We start from the raw sequence: 23,717 nt of genomic DNA on the forward strand, positions 1-23,717 counted from the left end.
AAATGAAAAAAATTATATGGGTAATCGTATCTTCCGTTGCAGTTATTTTCCTTATGTATCATTTCTCTGTTCAGTCCCAAAACAAAAGGTTAGAAAATGCTTTAGCTGTGCAATACTCCAATCAATTGACTTCGGCTTCAGAAAAGCTAACAAAGTTATCAGAGTCCGTTGATCAGACCATGCTATTTACCGATAAGAAAGCGTTAGAACAGCCATTAGATGATGTATGGAGAATTTCTTCGGATATTAGAAATTCTATCAGTTCACTACCAATTAGTAATGAAACTTCCGCAGTATGGATGAATTACTTAAACAGACTAGGCAATGGTGCTGTACAAGTGAAAAATGGCAAGGTTCCAATTGAGGAATGGCAAAAGAACATGGCAGGTGCAAGAGAAAATTTACTAGCACTATCAGACCAGTGGGCATTTACGAACAGAGATGGTGGAAGTAAAGATTACATCGTCAAAACCTTTGTTCAAAATAAGTTAGATCAAAGCGGTGAAAAAAATTGGAAATCACTAGGTAACTCTGCAAAGGCATATACGGAGAGCGACTTTCCGATGACTGCTAGTGAAACCGATCAGCAAAAGAAGAAAGACCTTCAGCATATTAAAGATGCTGAGATAACGGTAAATGAAGCTAAACAACGATTTGTTGAAATGTTTCCCGAATTTAAAGATGCTAAGATTCACATAACCGAAAGCTCACAAGATGCACCTTATCCTTTTTATCATATTGAATTCCATAAAGGTATTCGAATAGGGTACGCAGATTTAACTAAAAAAGGTGGACATATCCTCTCTTTTCTAATGGAGAGACCATTTGAAAAGACGACTATAAATGTCCAGCAAATGAAAGACAAATCCGCTGAGTATATAAAAACATTAGGTTTTACAGATACGGAAATGGTAGAATTTCGAGAAAACTCAATCGCTTGGCATTTAGCTTTTGCTAGAAAAGACAAAAATAACGATGCATTGATCTATGCGGACGGAATCCAATTAAAAATTGCAAAAGATAATGGGGAACTGCTCGGTTTAAATGCAATGGAATACATTCAGAAAGAAAAAATTGATAAGCAAGAACTAGTGCCAATAAATAAAGAGGAGCTTTTTTCAAGCAATTTCTCTATTGAGGAAGAGCGTTTAGCATACGTAGAAAATAAACAGCTGCAACAACGTTTGGCCTATCAAATTTTAGCGAGAAATGATTCGATTGGCACATATAAAATTTATATCGATACCGAAAACCACGAAATTTTACATGCAGAAAAGCTTCCATAAAACTTTTTTCTGTAGAAAAATAATCCATTCAGTGTCATAATAATATCTATATTATGACATTGAAGAGGGTTGCATATGAAAATCAAACTTGGTACTCAATTAACGTTAGAGCCAACGTTTACGGATAAAACAGAAAAGTATCGATGTAAAGTGGTGGATTTAGACAATCAATTTATTTATATCGATTATCCCATGGATACACTCTCTAACCGAACCGTATTTTTAATGGACGGTATGCAGCTAAGAGCTACGTTTGTGGAAGAATCAAAGGCTGTTTATGCCTTTCAGACAGAGGTATTAGGAAAAATATCAAAACAAATACCGGTTGTTAAACTTGCACTTCCAGCGGCATCTGAATTTTTGCGTATTCAGCGGAGAGATTTTGTTCGGGTTAGTACTTCTGTAGATATTTCGGTTCAATTTGAGGAAGAAAGATATCAATTTGTGACGGATGATATTAGTGCCGGTGGAACAGCAGTTATTTTAAATAAGGAAGTTAACTTTAAAGCTGGAGACGAAGTAACATTATTAATCCCATTATTATTTAATAATGGGGATATTAAATATGTAACGACGCTTGCACAAGTAATTAGAATTTTTGAAAAAGGATCTCTGACTATTGCTTCTTTACAATTTACCGATACCGATGACTTAGATAAGCAGCAAATAGTTCGATTTTGTTTTGAACGTCAGCTATTAATTCGTAAAAAAACATTGAGTTAATTTAATTTTATCATTACTTTCACAAATTTTTTGTTCGTTTATAAAACACGAGCGAGAGACTACTGCTTCGAGTCGTGCCCGCAGAAAGCGTCCGCCTAGAGTGCAAGTCAGCGTTATCAGGAATTCAATATGTACTTGTTATATGAAATGGATTGAGTTAATTAAAATGAGGCTGCTCAAAGTATAACTTTGGGTAGCCTCTTCAAATTGAAAGCAACTTTTCGAAAAGTTATCATTTTGAAAACTGACTTTTTTCCTCATAGTAAAGGTTCTATGATAAAATATTTAGGAATAGAGTGGAGGCAAATAAATTGAAAAAACAAATACAAATAGCTATTGATGGCCCAGCAGCAGCAGGGAAAAGTACGATTGCCAAAAAGACCGCAGAGTTATTAGGGTTTACATATGTTGATACAGGTGCGATGTATCGAGCAATTACGTATAAAGCACTGCAACAAAACATAGATTTGCAAGATGAACATAAATTAACGAACTTATTAAAGGAAACCTCTATTGAGTTAAAACCATCTCCAGATGGTCAGTTAGTATTTCTCGATAATGTGGCTGTAACTGAAGAAATTCGTTCAAAAGAAGTGACCGCATCAGTTTCAGCGGTATCTGCACATGCCACCTTACGAGAAGAGATGGTTAACAGACAAATGGAAATGGGTAAAAACGGAAGTGTCGTTATGGATGGTAGAGATATTGGTACGCATGTATTAAAAAATGCTGAATTGAAAATTTTTATGAGTGCAAGTGTGGAAGAAAGAGCAAATAGAAGATATTTAGATAACCAAAAAAGAGGAATCGAAACGAATCTAGAGGAATTAAAGCAAGAGATTGCTCTTAGAGACAAACTAGATAGTGAACGAGAAGCTTCTCCATTAATACAAGCAGAAGATGCAATTTATATTGATACGACATACTTAACGGTTGAAGAAGTATCCGAAAAAATTATGCAGCTTGCTAAAGAAAGGATGTCTTAAGTTGAATTTATATTCCTTTGCAAAAACCGTTGTATTCTCAGCGTTAAAACCAATTTATCGGTTTGAAGTGATTGGAACTGAAAATTTCCCGAAAGATGGCGGAATTTTATTATGCGCTAATCATATTAATGCGTTAGATCCACCTGTTGTTGGAATTCTTGCGCCAAGACCTGTACATTTTATGGCAAAAGCAGAATTATTTAATATACCTCTATTAAAAGGTATTTTACCTGGTGTGAATGCCTTTCCAGTGAAAAGAGGGCTAAGTGATCGTGATGCTCTTCGAACTGCTATTAAGCTTCTAAAAGATGGCGAGGTAGTCGGGTTATTTCCTGAAGGGACAAGAAGTAAGGATGGCAAGCTCGGGAAAGGATTTAGTGGTGCAGGATTTTTTGCGTTACGTGGAGAAGCAAATGTGGTCCCATGCGCTATTATTGGTCCATACAAACCTTTTAAAAAGTTAAAAGTAGTTTATGGCCAACCAATTGATATTAGTCCATATCGTGAGCGAAAGGCTTCAGCAGACGAAGTTACAGACGTAATCATGGAGAAAATTGGGCAATTATTGGAGCAGCACAAATCGCAATAGTTAGAATCTTTTCATTTTCAAAGGGCTTCCTTTTGTAATTCTGTGCCAATTCGCATAAAATAGAATAGAGACGCTGTGAAGGAGGAATATCATATGTCAGAAGAAATGAACTTAAACGACACGAATGAGTTTAAAGAGGGTGAACTAGTAAAAGCAACGGTTGCACAAGTAGATGAAAAATCTATAATCGTATCAATTGATGGAGCACCTTTTGATGGAATAGTTCCTATAAGTGAACTATCTAGCTTGCATATTGAAAAAGCATCCGACTCCGTTTCCATCGGTGACGAATTAGAATTAATGATTACAAAAGTAGAAGAAGAAAACTATGTCCTCTCTAAAAGAAGAGTAGATGCAGAAAAGGCTTGGGAGAAGCTTGAAAAGCAATTCCAATCTGGTGAAATAATTGAAACAGAAGTGAAAGAAGTGGTAAAAGGTGGCCTAGTAGTAGATCTAGGTGTCCGTGGTTTCATTCCTGCTTCGTTAATAGAGGATCATTTTGTGGAATCCTTTGAAGATTATAAAGGGAGAGTTATGACCTTTAAAATTGTAGAGTTCGAAAAAGATAAAAATAGACTAATTCTATCTCATAAAGCTGTAGTAGAAGATGAAAAGTCTGTTACTAAGCAACAAACATTTGACTCTATTAAAAGTGGGGACATCCTTACAGGAACAGTGCAACGTCTGGCTTCTTTCGGCGCGTTCGTGGATATTGGTGGAGTTGATGGGCTTGTTCATATTTCACAAATTTCGTACGAGCATTTAGACAATGTTGCAGATGTTTTATCTGAAGGGCAAGAAGTAACAGTAAAAGTTTTATCTATTGATCGTGATGCAGAAAGAATTTCTTTATCTATTAAAGATACGCTTCCTGGACCTTGGGCTGAGATTGAAGAAAAGGCTTCAAAAGGAGCGGTGCTTACTGGGAAGGTTAAACGCCTTGTTTCTTACGGTGCGTTTGTTGAAGTATTCCCTGGGGTAGAAGGACTTGTGCATATTTCTCAAATTGCACATAAGCATATTAGTAATCCACAAGAGGTGTTAAAAGAAGGCGAAGAAGTACAAGTTAAAGTAATTGAAGTTAACAGTGCGGAAAAACGTCTTTCTTTAAGTATTAAAGAATTAGTGGAAAATGAAGATCAATACAATATGGAAGATTATCAAATGCCTGAAGAATCACGAGGATTCTCTATTAGCGATGTCCTTGGAGACAAGCTGAAGGGCTTCACTAACAATAACTAAAACTATACCCTACTAAAAACAGGCGACTTCAATAAAGTCGCCTGTTTTTGTCTTTTTGTTGTATAATACAACTTAGACGAAAGTTGGAAGGATGAAAAAGTAATGACTAAACCAGTAGTAGCAATCGTTGGTAGGCCAAATGTTGGCAAATCGACTATATTTAATCGAATCGTTGGAGAACGTGTTTCTATCGTGGAGGATATTCCAGGTATTACACGTGATCGTATATATAGTTCTGCCGATTGGTTAACACATGAATTCAATATTATTGATACAGGAGGTATCGAACTAAGCGACGAACCATTTTTAGAACAAATTAAGCAACAAGCAGAAATCGCGATGGACGAAGCAGATGTAATTATTTTCTTGACGAATGGTCGTGAAGGAATAACAGCTGCAGATGAGTATGTTGCTAAAATTTTGTATAAAACAAAAAAACCAATTGTATTGGCTGTTAACAAAATAGATAATCCTGATATGCGTGATATGCTTTATGACTTCTACGCATTAGGATTAGGCGAGCCTTTCCCTATCTCCGGATCACATGGGCTTGGATTAGGGGATTTACTAGATGAAGTTGCGAAGAATTTCCCAGACGTAGAAGATTTAGAATATGGCGAAGAGGTTATTAAATTTTCTCTAATCGGACGTCCAAATGTAGGGAAATCTTCTTTGATCAACGCATTTTTGGGACATGAACGTGTAATCGTTAGTGATATCGCTGGAACAACAAGAGATGCGATTGATACGGAATACTCGTTCGATGGTCAAGATTACGTAATGATTGATACAGCAGGTATGCGTAAAAAAGGGAAAGTATATGAAACTACGGAGAAATACAGCGTTTTACGTGCATTGAAAGCGATTGAACGTTCGGACGTTGTTTTAGTCGTTCTGAATGCAGAAGAAGGTATTCAAGAACAAGATAAAAAAATTGCTGGCTACGCGCATGAGGCTGGTAAAGCAGTAATTATTGTTATGAACAAATGGGACGCAATTGAAAAAGACGATAAAACGATGAATGTGATGACAAGGAAAATTAGAGATCACTTCCAATTTTTAGATTATGCACCAATCGTTTTCGTATCTGCTAAAACTAAACAGCGTGTTCATGCACTTTTACCAATCATTAACCAAGTAAGTGAAAATCATGCAATGCGTGTTCAGTCTTCCGTATTGAATGAGGTAATCGAAGACTCAGTAGCAAGAAACCCAGCTCCAACTGATAAAGGGAAAAGACTGCGTATTTACTATGCGACTCAAGTGGCTATTAAACCACCGACTTTTGTTGTATTTGTTAATGAGCCAGAGATGATGCATTTCTCTTATGAAAGATTTTTAGAAAATCGTATTAGAGAGTCCTTTGACTTCGAAGGAACTCCAATCCGTATTATCACGCGCGCAAGAACTTAATCCTATTAGTTTTAAAGGAGCGAAATAGCGATGGAAAAAGTAACTGTACTAGGTGCAGGAAGCTGGGGAACAGCCTTAGCAATGGTCCTTGCAACCAATGATCGTGACTGTCTACTTTGGTCACATAGAGATGAACAAGCTACAGAAATAAATACAAAGCATACCAACAGAAAGTATTTACCAGATACAATCTTACCAGCTAATTTAAGTGCTACTAGTGACTTTCAAACAGCTATCAAACATGCCGATGTTATAGTGATTGCTGTTCCAACTAAAGCGATTAGAGAAGTTTGTGAAAACATGCTACCTTTCTTAGATGAAAAGAAGCTATTTGTACATGTTTCCAAAGGAATTGAACCTGATTCGCTAAAAAGAATTTCTGAAATGATTGAGGATGAACTAACGAAGGATGTCATGGAAGCAATAGTCGTCTTATCTGGTCCTAGTCATGCAGAAGAGGTTGTCTTAAAGCATCCAACAACAATTACAGTTGCAAGTGAGAATATGATTGCTGCTGAAAAGGTTCAAGATTTGTTTATGAACAATTATTTTAGGGTCTATACAAACGATGACGTTATTGGTGTAGAAATTGGAGCAGCGCTCAAAAATGTAATAGCTTTAGCTGCTGGAATTGTTGATGGCTTAGGATATGGTGACAATGCAAAAGCTGCACTGATCACTAGAGGATTAGCAGAAATCTCTCGTCTAGGGATTAGCCTAGGTGCCCAAGCGCACACATTCTCTGGCTTAACGGGAATGGGAGACTTGATCGTAACATGTACAAGTGTGCATTCTCGCAATTGGCGTGCCGGTAATATGTTAGGTAAGGGAGCTACACTTGAAAAGGTATTAGATGAGATGGGCATGGTTGTGGAAGGTGTTCGGACGACAAAAGCAGCATATCAACTTGCTACTAAACAACAAGTTGATATGCCGATTACAGCAGCATTGTATTCTGTTTTATTTGAACAGGTTAATCCAAAAGAAGCTGTAGACATTCTTATGCATCGTACTAAAAAACACGAATTAGAAGATTATAAAACGTTCTAAATTTGTCACAAATGGAAAGAGTTGTTGTAAAAAACAACTCTTTTTTGACGAATAATATTTAGTTATACAGAGAATAGAAATGCTGGTTGTGAAGTCATTCACGACCAGTATTTCATTAAATTAACCAATAATATTATTTCAATAAGTATGTCCAATGCCCTTCAAAAATGATAGAAACAGGTTTTGACCTTAAAGGGGGTACAGTGCTTTTATTTTGTGGTATACTTTTTTATTGTAGAAAGGTGTGGAAGTTGTTGTGGTGTTACTAGTATCATCAATGGATAAAATGTGGATATCATTTGGGTCTATGGGCTGTATGTTTTTAGCGATGGCTCTTATGTTTTTAGTAAAAAACAAATTGAATAACAAACTCATAAAGTTTATTTTAGGTCTAATTGCATACATATTATTGTTTATAGGTTTCATCACGATGATCTATATAATTGCTAACCCAACTAGGGCTTAATAAGGAGATTCCTATGAAAAACGTTAAACTTATTGCTGTTGTCATTATGCTAACAGCTTTTTTAGCAGGCTGTGGTTATAAGAGTGGTTATGAGCCTGAAAATTTATTGCCATATGAAGATCAATTAAATTCAGTTCAAAATGCTGTGGATAGTTTTCGCGAGGATTCAGGTGGACTATTACCGATTAAAACTCGCGATCAAGAAACGGATCAATACATAAAATACCCGATTGACTTTAGTAAAATCGTTCCATCTAAACTTGGAGAGGCTCCCGCTAATTCGTTTGAAGCTGGAGGTATTTATCAATATGTATTGATGGATGTAGAAAACAATCCGACTGTAAAATTAGTGGATTTACGCATTGCTGATACACTACGAGATATTAACTATCGAAAAGGTATAAATGGATACGGACCTGTAGCAGAAACGATTGCAGAAGGTGTTTTTAAACTTGACTTTAAAAAAATGGGATATAACAAAGAATTATCTGTACAGAGCCCTTATTCTGATATCCAATTACCGATAATAGCTACTGGTGACGGGAAGATCTATGTAGATTACTCTATAGAATTGAATAGAATGCTTCAGGAAACCGAAGAAGAGATAAACCCTGGAGATGATATTCGCTTTTTGTTAACTGATAATTTTGCCATAGTACCAGCTTATTCTCTTCCATATACAGTAAATGAAAAGAATGAACCAGTGTTTATGTTAAACAAATAAAAAGGACGTTTCGTGCTATATGCATGAAACGTTTTTTTTGTGCATATATTAAATTGCTAAGAAAGGAGAGTATCCATGTCGAGTAAACTGTATGAACAGATAGCAGAAAGAACGAATGGTGATGTGTATATTGGTGTAGTTGGCCCTGTGCGAGTCGGTAAATCTACTTTTGTCAAACGTGTAATGGAGTTAGTTGTCATTCCGAACATTCAAGAAGAGGCTGAACGTTTACGTGCACAAGATGAATTGCCACAAAGTTCTCCTGGTAATGTAATTATGACGGCTGAGCCTAAATTTGTGCCTGCACACGGGACAAATATTCATTTAGGGGAAGACCAGCTTCGATTACAGATTAGATTAGTAGATTGTGTGGGGTACATGATTGATGGCATTAAAACGCATTCTGGTGAGGAAGGTCAAAAGCTTGTGCATACCCCGTGGCATAGCGAAGCAATACCTTTCGAAGAAGCAGCTAGAATCGGCACAGACAAAGTAATTAGAGATCATTCTACAATCGGAATTGTGGTCACAACAGATGGAACAGTAAATAATATCCCGCGCCTAGCAGCTGAAGCTGCAGAGCAACAAATTATCACTCAACTGAAAGAGATTGGAAAGCCGTTTGTTATCGTTTTAAATAGTAAAAATCCCGGTCATTTAGAAACGATCCAATTAAGTGAAGAGTTACAAAGACAACATGAAGTTCCAGTAATTGCAACTGCCGTTGACCGTATGACTGCTGAGGAAATTCAATACATACTCCAACAAGCACTCTATGAATTTCCGATCACGGATATTGAATTAGTTAAGCCAGATTGGACGGATGTATTAGAACCGGATCATTTTGTTAACAACGCCATTACTTCCTCTTTACAAGAATGGTTGCAAATCGTTTCTAAAATGAAAGACGTGAAGGAATTAGCTTCTAGATTTAAGCAGGTTCCTTTTATACAGTCTGCAGAAGTAGTCGAGGCAAACCCAGGCAGAGGATCTGCATGCATACAAATCGGCTTGAAGCCTGAAGTATTTCAAGAAGTTTGTGATGAATGGCTAGAGGAGCCGATCGAATCGAAAAAGGATTGGCTGCTATTTGTTAAAGAGGCTTCAACAGCTAAAAAGGCATACAATAAATTTTCCGAAGCATTAGAAGCAGCTAAAAAACATGGCTACGGCGTATCATTACCGACTATTCAAGATTTTCAACCGACAGCACCAGAAATTATTAAACAAAATAATTTCTACGGTGTCAGCTTAAAAGCTAAAGCCGCTTCACTTCATATCATTCGAGTAGATATGGAGGCTGAATTCGCCCCATTAATCGGTTCTGAATTTCATAGTCAGCAACTATTAAAGGATTTAAAACATGGATATTTACACGACCGAGACGCATTATGGCAAACACAGGTTTTCGGAACTTCACTAGTGGAGGTACTAAAAGAAAGTTTGCGATATAAAACAGAAAGTGTATCCGATGTTGCGAAGAAAAGAATGCGCGAAACGATTGAAAGAATGGTTAACGAAGGTGATCGAGGGATGGTCACATTTATATTGTAAATCCAATACAGGACTTTTTGCGACTATGCAAAAAGTCCTGTTATTGCGTTAAAATGCCCTTTTTTTGAGGAAACTTAGTGAAATACGTGTAAATTGTGTTGCGAAGGTTTTTTTGTTGTGATACTCTTTTTACAGGATTGAAGCTATCTTCCTTTGAGAGGAGGTGAATGGTATGAATAAAACAGAACTAGTTAACTCTGTTGCTGAAGCTACAGAACTTTCTAAAAAAGATGCTACTAAAGCTGTTGAGGCTGTATTTGAATCAATTCAAACTGCTCTTGCAGATGGTGAAAAAGTTCAATTGATCGGTTTTGGAAACTTTGAAGTTCGTGAACGTGCTGCTCGTAAGGGACGTAACCCACAAACAGGTAAAGAAATCGACATCGCTGCTAGCAAAGTACCTGCGTTTAAACCAGGTAAAGCACTTAAAGACGCAGTTAAATAACTGATGTTGTAGTACATAGAACGGTTATTGTGGAGCTTGCTTCACGGTAGCCGTTCTTTTCAATTAGAAACTAAAAATGCTGCTATATGATAAATTTATTTTAAATAAGTATTTCATATGCTAAGATGCAATTTATATAATACATAGTTTTAGGGGGTCCACAGATGACAAATGTCGATCTGAACAAGATAGAAGAAGCTGTTAAAATGATTTTAGAGGCAGTCGGAGAAGATCCAACTAGAGAAGGACTTTTAGAAACTCCTAAAAGAGTATCTAAAATGTACGCAGAAATGTTCGAAGGCTTGCATCAGGATCCTAAGGAATATTTTAAAACCGTCTTTAACGAAGAGCATGAAGAGTTAGTATTAGTAAAGGACATCCCTTTTTACTCTATGTGTGAGCATCATTTAGTACCTTTTTATGGTAAAGCACATGTTGCATATATTCCACGTAATGGCGTGGTTACTGGTTTAAGCAAACTTGCTAGAGCGGTAGAGACAACTGCTAGAAGACCTCAGCTGCAAGAAAGAATCACTTCAAGTGTTGCAGATGATATTATGCAAATGCTTAATCCGCACGGTGTTTACGTAGTTGTGGAAGCTGAGCATATGTGTATGACGATGCGAGGTATTAAAAAACCTGGTGCAAAAACGATCACTGCTGTAGCACGCGGAATTTTAGAAACGGACGATGTAAAGCGTTCGGAAATACTTTCCTTCATAAAGATGAAGTAACACCTTTGGATGTCGGCTTTAGAATATGGTATGATGGAAAAAGACTGTGAACAAAGGAGACTATATTATGTCTGGTTCAGATTATATTTTGATAAAAGCAGAAGAAGATGGAGTTCATGTAATTGGCCTTACTAGAGGAACAGATACAAAATTTCATCATTCTGAAAAACTAGATATGGGTGAAGTAATGATTGCCCAGTTTACCGAGCATACGTCAGCCATGAAAATCAGAGGAAAAGCATCTATCCATTCTGCAAATGGTATTATTCAATCCGATGCGAAAAAATAATTTTTATATAGCCTGATAAACAGATTAAGCGCGGTTGGGAAATGGAGTAAAGTGTATGAACGAAGCATTGATCAAACAACATATAAAACAGTATAAAGATGGTATTCTCAAACAAGTTCAGCAAAAAACGTTGTTGAAATATACCGGGGCTCCTGTCATTGATGAAGAGCGTTTGTTTTTTACACTTTTGCCACTTTTGAATGGGGAAGAATGGGAAGATTCTCAAAGTAAGTCCGCCATTGCAGTGACGCTTATTTTTTCTGCATTAGCTGCCCACGACTTAGTAAAAGAGTCGAGTGCAACAACGAAAGCACAGCAGCTACAAGTATTAGCTGGGGATTATTATAGTGGGAAATATTATCAGTTACTTGCAAGCGACAAACAATTAGATTTAATCCAGCAATTGTCTGAAGGTATCGCTGCTATATCTGAGAACAAAACTAGATTTTATGATCGACAATTATATAGCTTTGATGAACTAATTCAATCGATCCAACTAATAGAATCTAAATCTATCGAACAATTTTTGGAATATTATTCTTATCACGACTATGTATTTTTTATGAAGGAATCTCTGCTACTTATCACATTAAAAAAAGAGCTAGCTGCCTATGAACAAGGGGAGCAACCTTTTTATATTAGTAAATCTAGTCAATTACAAGCTAATCTCAATTTGCTACAAACTGAGATAAAAAAAGTGGAATCGTTACTCATAAATGAGATTAAAAACTCCGAGCTATTACAAGACCAGCTAAAAAGTATTATTTTAAGCAAATTAAAAATATGCACCTTAGAAAAGCAGTTGAGAGAAGGTTAATCCATGGGAAAAACAAAAGAACAACATGTGCATGAAGTTTTTGAAAAGATATCCGATAATTATGATTCGATGAACTCGGTTATTAGTTTTCAACAGCATAAAGCATGGCGTAAAGATACGATGAATGCCATGCAAGTAAAACCCGGAAGCAAAGCACTGGACGTATGCTGTGGAACAGCAGATTGGACAATTGCACTTGCTGAGGCAACTGGACCAACTGGTGAGGTTCGTGGATTAGATTTTAGTCAAAATATGTTGAATGTTGGCTTAGAAAAAGTAAAACATATATCACAGATAGAGTTAATACAAGGAAATGCAATGGAATTACCTTTTGAAGATAATTCTTTTGATTATGTTACGATTGGTTTCGGCTTACGCAATGTACCAGATTATACACAAGTACTAAGTGAGATGAATCGTGTGGCTAAACCAGGCGGAATGGTTGTTTGTTTAGAAACTTCTCAACCAGATTCAAAATTATTCAATGGTTTATTCCGATTTTATTTCCGCTACATCATGCCGATATTTGGGAAGCTTTTCGCGAAAAGTTATAAAGAATATTCGTGGTTACAGGAATCTGCTAAAGAGTTTCCAAATAGAGCACAGTTATCTAAGTTGTTTGAAAAAGTGGGCTTAGTAAATGTAACGAGTAAACCTTACAGTGGTGGAGCGGCTGCTAGACATATAGGGTACAAAAAAGATATTTAAGTGAGTGAGGTTGTAACCGTGGATAAGATGAAGTTAAAGTTACTCTATTCCGATTTAAAATCGGATCTTGATATCATCGAAAAAGAATTAGCTATAGCGGTGAATTCATCATCTCACTTACTGAATGAGGCGTCTCTCCACTTACTTCTAGCTGGTGGTAAACGAATTAGACCTGTTTTCGTGCTACTTGCAGCGAAATTTGGAAATTATTCAATAGACTCTATTAAAAATGTAGCTGTTACTGTTGAACTCATTCATATGGCTTCTCTTGTCCATGATGATGTAATTGACGACGCAGAAACAAGACGTGGTAGAGAAACGGTGAAGGCACAATGGAATAATCGGGTAGCGATGTATACAGGGGATTTTCTTTTTGCAAACGCAATTGAATACATAACAGATTTACAAAATACATATGCACATGAAGTATTATCACAAACAATGGTGGAACTTTGTATCGGGGAAATTATCCAAATCGAGGATAAGCACTATCTCGAACAAACAGTTCGTGACTATTTACGTCGGATTAAACGCAAAACAGCCATTTTAATATCTGCAAGTTGTGAATTGGGAGCTATTGCTTCCGGAGCAGATGAGAAAACAGTTAGGCATTTGAAGCTATTTGGCTATTATGTCGGTATGTCTTTCCAAATTATTGATGATATCTTAGACCTTACTTCAACCGACGAACAATTAGGAAAACCAGCTGGATCTGATCTTGTCCAGGGAAATATAACTTTGCCTGTTCTTTATGTTAAAAACGACCCTATTATCCAACCGTTGTTGAGAGAAGTATTAGAAGGGTCGATTAGTCACGAAAATAGACAACTACTATTGGCGAAAATTCGCGAATCCAACGGTATTGATCGTGCCAAACGTATAAGTAATAATTATTTGGAAAAAGCGCTAAATGAAGTGAAGCAGTTGCCTGCAAATTCTGCTAAGAAATCGTTACAAAATATTGCGTTGTTTATGAGTAAAAGAAAATTTTAATTAGGCATTATTTAAAATAGACACTCGAAGTGTTGAACCTTCTGATAATTTAATTTGAAAAGAATGGCGTATAATGATAATATTTGTAACGGTGGAGTATAAAGTCCATTATATATATTCGAGGAGTGTTAACTATGGAAAAAACATTTTTAATGGTAAAACCTGATGGCGTACAACGTAACTTAATCGGTGAAATCGTAGGTCGTTTTGAAGCAAAAGGATTCCAACTAGTTGGAGCAAAATTAATGCAAATCCCAACTGAACTTGCTGAGCAACATTACGGTGAGCACAAAGAACGCCCATTCTTCGGTGAATTAGTAGATTTCATCACTTCTGGACCAGTTTTCGCAATGGTTTGGGAAGGTGAAAATGTTATCTCAACTGCTCGTTTATTAGTAGGTGCTACAAACCCTAAAGAATCAGCTCCTGGAACTATCCGCGGAGATTTCGCAGTAACTGTAGGGAAAAACATTATCCATGGTTCTGACGCTCCAGAAAGCGCTGAACGCGAAATCGGATTATTCTTCAAACAAGAAGAGTTAGTATCTTACAAAAAAGATGCTAACAACTGGATTAACTAATAACAAATTGGTTGTTTATGGCTTCGGTCATAAACAACCTTTTTTTGTGGGATTTTTTTACTATTCCAACTTGGAAGCCGATTTTTCCAACTAAATCATTCAAATTTCCAACTAAACTACTCCAAATTCCAACTAACGAACTTACCTCTATGAAAAAGGACAACACCCAGCTAGAATTCCTCTCTTTTTATAAGATTACTACCATTTTTACGGTTCTTTGAGCAATTTGTCTGTGTTTTTTGTATGTTCGAAAAGCTATGTTTAAGATATACTAAATATAGGGTTTTAGAAAGGGGCGAAATCATTTTGCCGGACTATATTAAATTTGTGGATTCCATAAAGATAAAAACAGGCATTGACCTCGCAGCGTATAAAGAGGCTCAGATGCGACGTAGACTTACTTCTTTGTATGAAAAAAAGGGGTATAAAAATTTTGTCGAATTTTATCAAGCACTTGACTCGAATCGGGATCTATTAAATGAGTTTCTCGATCGTATGACTATCAATGTATCAGAGTTTTATCGGAATGCAAAACGCTGGGATATACTTGAAAATAAAATCTTTCCAAAACTATTAGCATCAAATAAACGCTTGAAAATTTGGAGTGCCGCATGCTCCACCGGAGAAGAACCTTATACAATTGCAATGGTCCTGTCCAATCATGTCCCTTTATCCCAAGTTGCTATTCATGCAACGGACTTAGATGAAAATGCAATACAGCGTGCGAAAGTTGGCATTTATCCTGAACGTTCATTAGCCGAAGTACCAACAGAGATGAAAGCTAAGTACTTTGAGAACCAAAGTCCTTTTTATAAAATAAATGATTCGGTTAAAAAGACGGTAACATTTAAAAAACATAATCTATTGAAAGATACATATGATAAAAATTATGATTTAATCGTTTGTCGAAATGTTATGATTTATTTTACAGAAGAAGCAAAGAATCAAATATATCAAAACTTTAGTGATTCGCTTCGAACTGGAGGAATACTCTTTGTTGGAAGTACCGAACAGATATTCAATCCAGGCAAGTATGGATTTGAAACCGAGGACACTTTTTTTTATCGGAAATTATAAATGGAACTGTCCGAGGTTTTTCGGGCAGTTTTCTTCTATACTTTGTTTGGAAATTTTGTTATAGTAATAAACAAATACTTTAGCGAGTTGAAGGAGGAAAGTGTTATGAGATATTTAACTGCAGGTGAGTCACATGGACCACAACTAACAGCAATTATTGAAGGGTTACCAGCACAATTAGAAATTACAGCTGAAATGATAAATAAAGAATTAAAACGACGTCAAGGTGGTCATGGTCGTGGGAGACGTATGCAAATTGAAAAAGATACAGTTGCAATTACGTCAGGTGTACGTCACGGAAAAACGTTGGGATCTCCAGTTTGTCTAGTTGTGAACAATGATGATTGGAAGCACTGGACAAATATAATGGGTATTGAGCCTCTGGGTGAGGAAATCGATCCCGAGGATATTAAAAGACAAATTACGAGACCACGCCCTGGACATGCAGATTTAGTTGGTGGCATGAAATATGGTCATCGAGATTTACGTAATGTTCTTGAGCGCTCTTCTGCACGAGAAACTACGGTAAGAGTTGCGGTAGGTGCAGTTGCAAAAGAATTGCTTCGCAAACTCGGCATCTCCATTGTGGCTCACGTAACAAAAATTGGTGGGATAGAAGCTAACTTGGATTTAACTAATGGAAAGACTATAGAGGAAATTCGTGACATTGTGGAGGCAGACCCGGTTTATTGTGTTGATCCGGAAGCATCTGAGAAAATGGTAGAAGCGATCGACAATGCAAAAAAGGCTGGAGATACGATTGGTGGAGTAGTAGAGGTTATCGTTTCTGGCATGCCAGCAGGAGTTGGCAGTTATGTTCATTATGATCGTAAGTTAGACGGTAAACTAGCAATGGCTATGATGAGTATTAATGCCTTTAAAGGTGTAGAAGTAGGATTAGGTTTTGAAATGGCGAATCTTTTTGGAAGCCAAGTTCATGATCAGATCTCTTGGAGCGAAACAGGAGGTTATACACGTGATACAAACCGTCTAGGTGGTCTAGAGGGTGGTATGTCTACTGGCATGCCTATAGTAGTTCGTGGAGTGATGAAGCCGATTCCTACTCTTTACAAGCCACTTCAAAGTGTAGATATCGATACGAAGGAGCCGTTCAAGGCAAGTATTGAAAGATCAGATAGCTGTGCCGTGCCTGCAGCTTCTGTAGTTGCTGAAGCAGTTATTGCATGGGAGATTGCACAAGCTGTATTAGAAACCTTCCATGGCGATAAAATAGACACATTACTTGCAGATATAGAAAGTCATCGAGCATATACAAAGGGGTTTTAATAATGTCGATCCAAGTTAAAACGAAAGACTCCATATATGAAGTTTATTTGGGAGAGAATATTTTAGAATCCTTTTGCAAAAGACATACAGATACTCTTGGTAGATATGATCATTTAGTGTTGATTACGGATGAACATGTGTGGAGTTTACATGAGGACTATGTTCGCTCTAATTTTAAGATACCATTCAAAGTTTATATCGTACCGAACGGTGAGGCATGCAAAACGTTTGAATCGTATTATGAGGTCCAAACGTATTTACTAGAAGAAAACTGCTCTAGAAATTCTGCTTTACTTGCACTAGGTGGAGGAGCGGTAGGAGACTTAACCGGATTTGTTGCTGCAACATTTATGCGAGGAATTCCTTTTTACCAAATTCCAACGACTATATTAGCGCATGATAGTGCTGTTGGAGGTAAAACGGCGATCAATCACCCAAAAGGAAAGAATATGATTGGGGCTTTCTATCAACCGATGGAAGTAATATATGACTTTCATTTTTTAAAAACGTTACCAGAAGAAGAAGTTCGCTCAGGCTTAGCTGAAGTGGTTAAGCATGCGATTATTAGTGATGCTAACTGGATGGATGAATTTCTTGCTCTCCCAAACTTAAAGGCTATTGAAACTCAAGAATTAGTCCAATGGATTGAAAAAGGAATTCGAGTAAAAGCACATATTGTTGAATTAGACGAAAAAGAACAGTCCTATCGCAAATTTTTAAATTTTGGTCATACATATGGACATGCGATTGAGGCATCTGTAGGCTATGGGAAAATTACGCATGGTGAAGCAGTGATGATCGGTATGATTCCAGCTTTAATGCTCAGTGAGCTTCATGGCAACGTAGCAGCTGGATATGCTCACAGCGTGTATCAATTAGCGAATAGACTAGGCTATAATTTTGAACATATTTTACATTGTCCATTTGAACAACTATCAAAATTTATGCTAAAAGATAAAAAAACAACAAACGGAGTGCTTCATTTTGCTTTACTAAGGGATATTGGAGATCCATTTGTCCAAATAATTTCAATGGAAGACGTTAAAAAATGCGACAACCAGCTGCGACAATGGGTTAAGGAGGGTAACTGAATGATTAGAGGTGTTAGAGGAGCAACAACAGTAACAGAGGATTCTAATGACTTAGTACTACAGGAAACTAAACGTCTAGTTGAAGAAATGGCAAAATCAAACAGTATTTTGCCTGAAGATATTGCTTCTGTTATCATATCGACTACAACAGATATTACATCTGCATTTCCAGCAAGGGCCGTTAGAGGCTTAGAAGGATGGGCATATGTTCCGGTCATGTGCACCCATGAAATGGACGTACCAAATGCGTTAGAGAAGTGTATTCGATTACTCATGCATGTAAATACTGAAAAAACACAAGAAGAAGTGCAGCATATCTATTTAAATAACGCAGTTCACTTAAGACCAGATTTACTTAAATAATTCATAGAATAGAGGGTTTAATATGAAATTCAAACAACAGATAAATGGTTTACATGCATATCAGCCTGGCAAAACAACGGATGAAGTGAAGAAAATGTTTAACTTAGAATCAGTGACAAAACTTGCATCCAATGAAAATCCATACGGTGCGTCGCCAAAAGTAAATGAATACTTTAAAAATGCGAATTTAGATTTTGCCATTTACCCAGATGGATATGCGTCGAATTTAAGAACAGCTGTAGCGAATCATTTAAACGTCTCTGAAAAACAATTATTATTTGGTAATGGATCTGACGAGAATATTTTAATCGTATCAAGAGCTATCTTACGACCTGGATTGAACACGATTATGGCCGATTTAACATTTGGTCAATATAAGCATAATGCAATTGTTGAAGGAGCAGAAGTACGTGAAATCCCTTTAACTACTAATGGAGAGCATGATTTAGATAATATGCTTGCAGCTGTCGATGAAAACACTGCCATCATTTGGGTATGTAATCCAAACAACCCAACAGGTACATTAACACCTAGTGATAAACTGAAAGACTTTATAGAGAATGTACCACAAGATGTCTTAATCGTTTTAGATGAAGCGTACACAGAATACATAACTGACAATGACTACAAAGATTCTATCAAATTATTAGAGAATCATCCAAATGTATTGATCATGCGCACATTCTCTAAAGCCTATGGTCTTGCAAGCTTCCGTGTTGGATATGCGATCGGATCAGAGGAAGTTATAGCTCAGCTTGAACCTACACGTGAGCCGTTTAATAATACCGTACTAAGTCAGCAAGTAGCGCTAATCGGTTTAAAGGACCAAGCATTCATCGAACAATGTAAAGCAAAAAATAACGCAGGAAAAGCTCAATTCGTGGCATATTGCGAAGAAAGAAAACTAGATTACTTCCCATCTCAAACGAATTTCATCTTAATGGAAGTGAAAGCAGATAGTGATGTAGTATTCCAAGGTTTGATGAAACGAGGATTCATAGTTCGAAGCGGGAATGCACTAGGGAAACCAGGATACCTTCGTATAACAATTGGAACTGAACAGCAAAATAGCGAGTTATTAGAAAAGTTGGATGAGGTTCTAAAAGAGGAAGGCGTTTTATAATGCAACAAACCATTTTTATTATAGGTCTTGGACTAATAGGTGGTTCCCTGGCACTTGGTTTAAAACGCAATAAAGACGTAAAAATAATTGGATATGATGCGAATGGTCATACGCTTCGGACAGCGAAACGAATAAGTGTCATTGATGAGATGGCTATCAATATTGAAGAAAGCACTGCGTCTGCTGACGTAATTGTTTTTGCTACTCCTGTAAGTGAAACAATTCGCTTGATGCAAGAAATGCCGAAATGGCAACTAAAAAAACAAGTAATTGTAACGGATACTGGAAGCACAAAAAAAGAGATTATGAAAGCTGCCATATCTTTAAAAGAACAAGGGATAACGTTTATAGGTGGACATCCAATGGCAGGTTCTCACAAGAGTGGTGTAGAGGCTGCTAGAGCCATCTTGTTTGAAAACGCCTATTATTTACTTACACCTTTCGAAGATGAACCAAAAGAGCGTATTCAAGCGCTAATAAATCTATTACAGGTTACGAAAGCAAAACTTGTTCAAGTGGAAGCGGAAGAGCATGATCATATGACCGCTGTGGTTAGTCATTTCCCGCATTTAGTTGCCGCTTCTCTTGTTCATCAACTATCTTTTGAAAACGAACAATACCCCTTTACGAAGCAACTTGCGGCCGGCGGATTTCGAGACTTAACTAGAATTGCTTCTGCCAATCCTGTTGTTTGGAGAGATATAACACTTCAAAATCGTAAAGAACTAAGCGCCCAATTACAAACGTGGACCGATGAAATGACAAAATTACAGAACCTACTTTCCTACGCCGATTCTAGTGAGATAGAGGATTATTTCTCGACCGCTAAAAGAATTCGAGACGATCTTCCTATAAACACACAAGGAGCAATGTTTAGCGTATTTGACCTTTATGTCGATGTACCAGATTATCCAGGTGTAATTTCTGAGATCACCGGTTATTTAGCTCAAGATAATATAAGTATTACAAACATACGAATTGTTGAAACTCGTGAAGATGTATTCGGAATACTTGTCATTAGCTTTCAATCGACAGATGATCGTGCAAAAGCTGTAGCGTGTATTGCGAATAACACCACATTTGAAACGTATATTTCATAAGGAGGGATGACCTTGCAAGCTATCAAAAAATTAGATTATGCACAGCCTTCGTTAGAGGGGGCTATTCGAATACCTGGAGATAAATCTGTCTCTCATCGGTCGATTATGTTTGGTGCGATTGCAGAAGGGACTACAACAGTCGAAGGGTTTTTACAAAGCGATGATTGCCTCAGTACAATTGACTGCTTTCAAAAGCTTGGAGTGGAGATTGCCATTGATGGCGATAAAGTGAAGATCTCTAGCAATGGAATATCGAATTGGAAAGAACCCAATGAAGTTCTTTATACGGGGAATTCTGGGACAACTACCCGCTTAATGCTCGGTATTTTAGCTGGTTCATCCGGTTCATCGGTTTTAATAGGGGACGAATCTATTCAAAATCGTCCAATGAGAAGAGTTACGGAACCTTTAAAGCAAATGGGTGCTAAGCTAATTGGGAGAGAGAATGGTCAATTTACTCCTATTGCAGTTGAGGGTACTAATTTACAAGCTATTCACTATAAGATGCCTGTAGCAAGTGCGCAAGTGAAGTCTGCCATTTTACTAGCAGCTTTAAATGCTAACGGAGAAACTGTTGTTGAGGAAATCGAGACCTCTAGAGATCATACGGAGAAAATGCTCCAACACTTCGGTGCGTCCATTGCTGTAAATGATAAAACGATTCGTTTACAAGGTGGCCAAAAGCTAAAGGCTACTCATGTTGTTATACCTGGTGATATTTCCTCTGCAGCGTTCTTTTTAGTTGCTGGAGCAATTGTACCGAATAGCAACCTAACTTTAACCAATGTAGGTTTGAATCCAACTAGAACTGGGATTATGGACGTGCTACAAGCAATGGGTGCATCTTTTACAGTAAATGATTCAGAAAACAGTAGCCATGAAGAAATGGGTACGATTGAAATCCAGTCCTCTGCCTTAATTGGAACGGAAATCGGTGGGGAGCTTATCCCAAGACTAATTGATGAAATACCTATTATTGCCTTACTAGCAACACAAGCTAAAGGGAAAACAATTATTAAAAATGCAGAAGAGCTAAAAGTGAAAGAAACGAACCGAATTGATGCAGTAGTGAATGAATTAAAAAAACTAGGAGCTAATATTACTGCCACGGATGACGGGATGATCATCGAAGGACCGACGACACTTCATGGCGGAGATTTACTCACATATGGAGATCATCGTATTGGTATGATGGCAGCTATGGCATCACTTATAACTACAGAAGCTGTCACAATTGACAATCCAGGATGCATCGCAGTGTCCTATCCGACATTTTTTGAAGATATTTCTAGTGTTATAAAGTAAGCGTAGTCTTTGCAGCTTTGGTTTAGGTGTAAAGAACATATTATCTTTATCGTTGGATTTTCCGGGTGAACATATTAAGACACCTTGGGAGACAGTCTTACAATTGCTAAACTGCAAGAAAAGCGGTTGATCCAGTTTTACGTTGAAGTAACCGTTAAACCTTTGTCAGAGGGCGGTTACTTTTTTTCGTTAAAAAAAGATGATGGTCAAAAGAATATACTTTTTTGTACCTTTTTAAAAAGTTGTTTCCGTTAATTGGAGCGACAGGCGACGACTTCAGCGGGAACAGCACGAGCGATAGAATATAGGCTCAAAAAGTACCTGCGAATAGTGTCCGCCTAAAGCGGAAAAATCGGTGTTGTTCGGAAAATTTCACTGCTAATTTGAAATTAATTCATTCGAGTGTCTAAAGTTGAATTGAAAGACATTATAAGACCCTCCACCAAATCGGAGGTTTTTTTTCTTGTTCAAAAACAATTGTTCTTGTACGATAAAGGTATAATGAAAGAATGGTGATAACATGGACAACTTGACACCTTTTATCCAGGCAATGGAAGAAGGAAACATAGAGAAACTTGGAACGATGATCGACCAGTTTTTATTGAATGGCGATCCAGATGAGCAATATCAGCTTGCAGATTTGCTGACCCAGTTCGGCTTTTTACAGGAAGCCATCACAGTGCTTGCGCATCTTGAATTTTTATTTCCTGAAGAAAATCAGCTGAAAATAGACCAAGCTCAACTTTATTTGGAAATGGATAAAGAGGATGAAGCACTAGAAATGCTTACGACAATCGAAAAAACGAGTGATGCTTATCCTCAAGCACTGCTCACGTTAGCTGACTATTATCAAATGATTGGGTTATATGAGGTCGCAGAGCAAAAAATAAACGAAGCAATTACGTTATTACCAAAAGAACCTTTACTGATGTATGCAAAAGGTGAATTATTGTTTGAAACCGGCAGATACCTAGAAGCAGCACGTATAATGGAGGATTTACTACCGCATCAGGACGCTATTCAAGCGGTAGATTTATCACTTAAATTAGCGGAAATCTATAGTGCGGGAGCAGCTTATGAAGAAGCAATCCCATATTACACCGAAGCCTTGAAAAAAGAAGTTGCACCAGACGTGTTATTTCATGCAGCTTATGCTTCCTTCCAAGTCCAACATTTTGAAACAGCTGCGAGCCAGTTAGAGAGTCTCCTTCAAATCGATCCAGACTACTTCTCAGGCTATATGCTACTTGCTGAGACCTATGCGATGCTAGAAAAAAATGAAGATGCTTTAAAAGCAATTACGGACGGTATTGCTCGTGATGAATATGAAAAAGAATATTATTTATTTGCAGGTAAAATTTCCTTGAAATTGGGTAAAGTGAAAGAAGCAGAAACTTTTTTAAGAGAAGCAATTGCACTTGACCCAGAATATATGGATGCTATTTTCATTTTGTCTTCTTTATTTTCTACGGAAGAGAAGGATGAGGAGCTTGTGGAACTCTTTGAAACGCTGAAACAGGAGCATTTTGAGTGGTCTGCTATGTACCCATTTTTAGCAGTAGCATATGAAAGATTAGAATCCTATGAAAAAGCATACGAATTTTATCAGCTTGCATATACTGAACATAAAGAGGATGTTCCTTTTTTAGAGAAATTTGTTTATTTCCTTTTAGAAGATGGGAAAAGGGCAGAGGCAAAAGAAGTTGTGCTGATTTTGCAGAAACTTCAACCGGAAAATAGTGAATGGTTTGAAATGTTCGAATAAATGAAG

Annotated in this window: 25 protein-coding genes; all 25 read left to right on the forward strand. The window is 37.1% G+C overall.

The window, feature by feature from the left end; translation table 11 throughout:
* Positions 1–2: 2 nt before the first annotated feature.
* The 25 genes from BLR36_RS05995 to BLR36_RS06115 all read left to right on the forward strand — a co-directional run bounded on the left by BLR36_RS05995 (position 3) and on the right by BLR36_RS06115 (position 23,711).
* Positions 3–1,286 (forward strand): PepSY1/2 domain-containing protein, encoded by a 1,284-nt coding sequence (locus BLR36_RS05995; protein ID WP_093060831.1) that lies wholly within the window; start codon positions 3–5, stop codon positions 1,284–1,286.
* A gap of 75 nt (positions 1,287–1,361) precedes the next feature.
* Entirely contained in the window at positions 1,362–2,009 is a 648-nt protein-coding gene (locus BLR36_RS06000; RefSeq protein ID WP_093060832.1) for a flagellar brake protein, read from the forward strand.
* 311 nt (positions 2,010–2,320) lie between these two features.
* Positions 2,321–2,995, forward strand: a complete 675-nt coding sequence (gene cmk, locus BLR36_RS06005) for a (d)CMP kinase (protein ID WP_093060833.1) — start codon at positions 2,321–2,323, stop codon at positions 2,993–2,995.
* Position 2,996: 1 nt separating this feature from the next.
* On the forward strand, positions 2,997–3,584 hold the full coding sequence (locus BLR36_RS06010; protein WP_093060834.1) for a lysophospholipid acyltransferase family protein: 588 nt from the start codon (positions 2,997–2,999) through the stop codon (positions 3,582–3,584).
* Positions 3,585–3,677: 93 nt separating this feature from the next.
* Positions 3,678–4,826, forward strand: coding sequence for a 30S ribosomal protein S1 (rpsA, locus tag BLR36_RS06015; protein ID WP_093060835.1), 1,149 nt, complete (start codon positions 3,678–3,680; stop codon positions 4,824–4,826).
* Between the two features lie 102 nt (positions 4,827–4,928).
* Positions 4,929–6,239, forward strand: a complete 1,311-nt coding sequence (der, locus tag BLR36_RS06020) for a ribosome biogenesis GTPase Der (protein WP_093060836.1) — start codon at positions 4,929–4,931, stop codon at positions 6,237–6,239.
* A 30-nt stretch (positions 6,240–6,269) separates the two neighbouring features.
* On the forward strand, positions 6,270–7,289 hold the full coding sequence (locus tag BLR36_RS06025) for an NAD(P)H-dependent glycerol-3-phosphate dehydrogenase (protein ID WP_093060837.1): 1,020 nt from the start codon (positions 6,270–6,272) through the stop codon (positions 7,287–7,289).
* Between the two features lie 259 nt (positions 7,290–7,548).
* Positions 7,549–7,755 (forward strand): DUF2768 domain-containing protein, encoded by a 207-nt coding sequence (locus BLR36_RS06030; RefSeq protein WP_254771340.1) that lies wholly within the window; start codon positions 7,549–7,551, stop codon positions 7,753–7,755.
* Positions 7,756–7,768: 13 nt separating this feature from the next.
* Positions 7,769–8,479, forward strand: a complete 711-nt coding sequence (locus tag BLR36_RS06035) for an LptM family lipoprotein (protein ID WP_093060838.1) — start codon at positions 7,769–7,771, stop codon at positions 8,477–8,479.
* A 75-nt stretch (positions 8,480–8,554) separates the two neighbouring features.
* Positions 8,555–10,033, forward strand: a complete 1,479-nt coding sequence (gene spoIVA, locus BLR36_RS06040) for a stage IV sporulation protein A (RefSeq protein ID WP_093060839.1) — start codon at positions 8,555–8,557, stop codon at positions 10,031–10,033.
* Between the two features lie 172 nt (positions 10,034–10,205).
* Positions 10,206–10,478, forward strand: coding sequence for an HU family DNA-binding protein (locus tag BLR36_RS06045; protein ID WP_093060840.1), 273 nt, complete (start codon positions 10,206–10,208; stop codon positions 10,476–10,478).
* 164 nt (positions 10,479–10,642) lie between these two features.
* Positions 10,643–11,212, forward strand: a complete 570-nt coding sequence (gene folE, locus BLR36_RS06050) for a GTP cyclohydrolase I FolE (RefSeq protein WP_093060841.1) — start codon at positions 10,643–10,645, stop codon at positions 11,210–11,212.
* Between the two features lie 67 nt (positions 11,213–11,279).
* Positions 11,280–11,501, forward strand: a complete 222-nt coding sequence (mtrB, locus tag BLR36_RS06055) for a trp RNA-binding attenuation protein MtrB (RefSeq protein ID WP_093060842.1) — start codon at positions 11,280–11,282, stop codon at positions 11,499–11,501.
* A gap of 55 nt (positions 11,502–11,556) precedes the next feature.
* Entirely contained in the window at positions 11,557–12,318 is a 762-nt protein-coding gene (locus BLR36_RS06060) for a heptaprenyl diphosphate synthase component 1 (protein ID WP_093060843.1), read from the forward strand.
* A 3-nt stretch (positions 12,319–12,321) separates the two neighbouring features.
* Complete coding sequence (locus BLR36_RS06065; protein ID WP_093060844.1) at positions 12,322–13,026, forward strand: demethylmenaquinone methyltransferase; 705 nt, start codon at positions 12,322–12,324, stop codon at positions 13,024–13,026.
* An 18-nt stretch (positions 13,027–13,044) separates the two neighbouring features.
* Positions 13,045–14,019: a heptaprenyl diphosphate synthase component II gene (gene hepT / locus BLR36_RS06070; RefSeq protein ID WP_175453988.1), complete on the forward strand. Its 975-nt coding sequence runs from the start codon at positions 13,045–13,047 to the stop codon at positions 14,017–14,019.
* A gap of 134 nt (positions 14,020–14,153) precedes the next feature.
* The gene (gene ndk, locus BLR36_RS06075) at positions 14,154–14,600 is read left to right on the forward strand and encodes a nucleoside-diphosphate kinase (protein WP_093060845.1); all 447 of its coding nucleotides are present in this window, start codon (positions 14,154–14,156) and stop codon (positions 14,598–14,600) included.
* Between the two features lie 306 nt (positions 14,601–14,906).
* A complete protein-coding gene (locus BLR36_RS06080) occupies positions 14,907–15,677 on the forward strand; it encodes a CheR family methyltransferase (protein WP_093060846.1) in 771 nt (256 codons plus the stop codon).
* Between the two features lie 105 nt (positions 15,678–15,782).
* On the forward strand, positions 15,783–16,964 hold the full coding sequence (aroC, locus tag BLR36_RS06085; RefSeq protein WP_093060847.1) for a chorismate synthase: 1,182 nt from the start codon (positions 15,783–15,785) through the stop codon (positions 16,962–16,964).
* A gap of 2 nt (positions 16,965–16,966) precedes the next feature.
* Complete coding sequence (gene aroB / locus BLR36_RS06090) at positions 16,967–18,055, forward strand: 3-dehydroquinate synthase (RefSeq protein ID WP_093060848.1); 1,089 nt, start codon at positions 16,967–16,969, stop codon at positions 18,053–18,055.
* On the forward strand, positions 18,056–18,418 hold the full coding sequence (gene aroH, locus BLR36_RS06095) for a chorismate mutase (protein ID WP_093060849.1): 363 nt from the start codon (positions 18,056–18,058) through the stop codon (positions 18,416–18,418).
* Positions 18,419–18,440: 22 nt separating this feature from the next.
* Positions 18,441–19,541 (forward strand): histidinol-phosphate transaminase, encoded by a 1,101-nt coding sequence (hisC, locus tag BLR36_RS06100; RefSeq protein ID WP_093060850.1) that lies wholly within the window; start codon positions 18,441–18,443, stop codon positions 19,539–19,541.
* Positions 19,541–20,641, forward strand: coding sequence for a prephenate dehydrogenase (locus BLR36_RS06105; protein ID WP_093060851.1), 1,101 nt, complete (start codon positions 19,541–19,543; stop codon positions 20,639–20,641). The genes hisC and BLR36_RS06105 overlap by 1 nt, the downstream gene beginning before the upstream one ends.
* A gap of 12 nt (positions 20,642–20,653) precedes the next feature.
* A complete protein-coding gene (aroA, locus tag BLR36_RS06110; RefSeq protein ID WP_254771341.1) occupies positions 20,654–21,946 on the forward strand; it encodes a 3-phosphoshikimate 1-carboxyvinyltransferase in 1,293 nt (430 codons plus the stop codon).
* A gap of 520 nt (positions 21,947–22,466) precedes the next feature.
* Positions 22,467–23,711 carry a tetratricopeptide repeat protein gene (locus tag BLR36_RS06115; protein ID WP_093060853.1) on the forward strand — a complete coding sequence of 415 codons (1,245 nt, stop codon included), beginning with the start codon at positions 22,467–22,469 and terminating at the stop codon, positions 23,709–23,711.
* Positions 23,712–23,717: the final 6 nt, after the last annotated feature.

The organism is Psychrobacillus sp. OK028 (genome assembly GCF_900103605.1).
Taxonomy (GTDB): domain Bacteria; phylum Bacillota; class Bacilli; order Bacillales_A; family Planococcaceae; genus Psychrobacillus.

Coding starts and splice junctions, on each gene's coding strand:
- BLR36_RS05995 (WP_093060831.1), top strand. CDS start 3: ATGAAAAAAATTATATGGGTAATCGTATCTTCCGTTGCAGTTATTTTC.
- BLR36_RS06000 (WP_093060832.1), top strand. CDS start 1,362: ATGAAAATCAAACTTGGTACTCAATTAACGTTAGAGCCAACGTTTACG.
- rpsA (WP_093060835.1), top strand. CDS start 3,678: ATGTCAGAAGAAATGAACTTAAACGACACGAATGAGTTTAAAGAGGGT.
- der (WP_093060836.1), top strand. CDS start 4,929: ATGACTAAACCAGTAGTAGCAATCGTTGGTAGGCCAAATGTTGGCAAA.
- BLR36_RS06025 (WP_093060837.1), top strand. CDS start 6,270: ATGGAAAAAGTAACTGTACTAGGTGCAGGAAGCTGGGGAACAGCCTTA.
- BLR36_RS06035 (WP_093060838.1), top strand. CDS start 7,769: ATGAAAAACGTTAAACTTATTGCTGTTGTCATTATGCTAACAGCTTTT.
- spoIVA (WP_093060839.1), top strand. CDS start 8,555: ATGTCGAGTAAACTGTATGAACAGATAGCAGAAAGAACGAATGGTGAT.
- BLR36_RS06045 (WP_093060840.1), top strand. CDS start 10,206: ATGAATAAAACAGAACTAGTTAACTCTGTTGCTGAAGCTACAGAACTT.
- folE (WP_093060841.1), top strand. CDS start 10,643: ATGACAAATGTCGATCTGAACAAGATAGAAGAAGCTGTTAAAATGATT.
- mtrB (WP_093060842.1), top strand. CDS start 11,280: ATGTCTGGTTCAGATTATATTTTGATAAAAGCAGAAGAAGATGGAGTT.
- BLR36_RS06060 (WP_093060843.1), top strand. CDS start 11,557: ATGAACGAAGCATTGATCAAACAACATATAAAACAGTATAAAGATGGT.
- BLR36_RS06065 (WP_093060844.1), top strand. CDS start 12,322: ATGGGAAAAACAAAAGAACAACATGTGCATGAAGTTTTTGAAAAGATA.
- ndk (WP_093060845.1), top strand. CDS start 14,154: ATGGAAAAAACATTTTTAATGGTAAAACCTGATGGCGTACAACGTAAC.
- aroC (WP_093060847.1), top strand. CDS start 15,783: ATGAGATATTTAACTGCAGGTGAGTCACATGGACCACAACTAACAGCA.
- aroB (WP_093060848.1), top strand. CDS start 16,967: ATGTCGATCCAAGTTAAAACGAAAGACTCCATATATGAAGTTTATTTG.
- aroH (WP_093060849.1), top strand. CDS start 18,056: ATGATTAGAGGTGTTAGAGGAGCAACAACAGTAACAGAGGATTCTAAT.
- hisC (WP_093060850.1), top strand. CDS start 18,441: ATGAAATTCAAACAACAGATAAATGGTTTACATGCATATCAGCCTGGC.
- BLR36_RS06105 (WP_093060851.1), top strand. CDS start 19,541: ATGCAACAAACCATTTTTATTATAGGTCTTGGACTAATAGGTGGTTCC.
- BLR36_RS06115 (WP_093060853.1), top strand. CDS start 22,467: ATGGACAACTTGACACCTTTTATCCAGGCAATGGAAGAAGGAAACATA.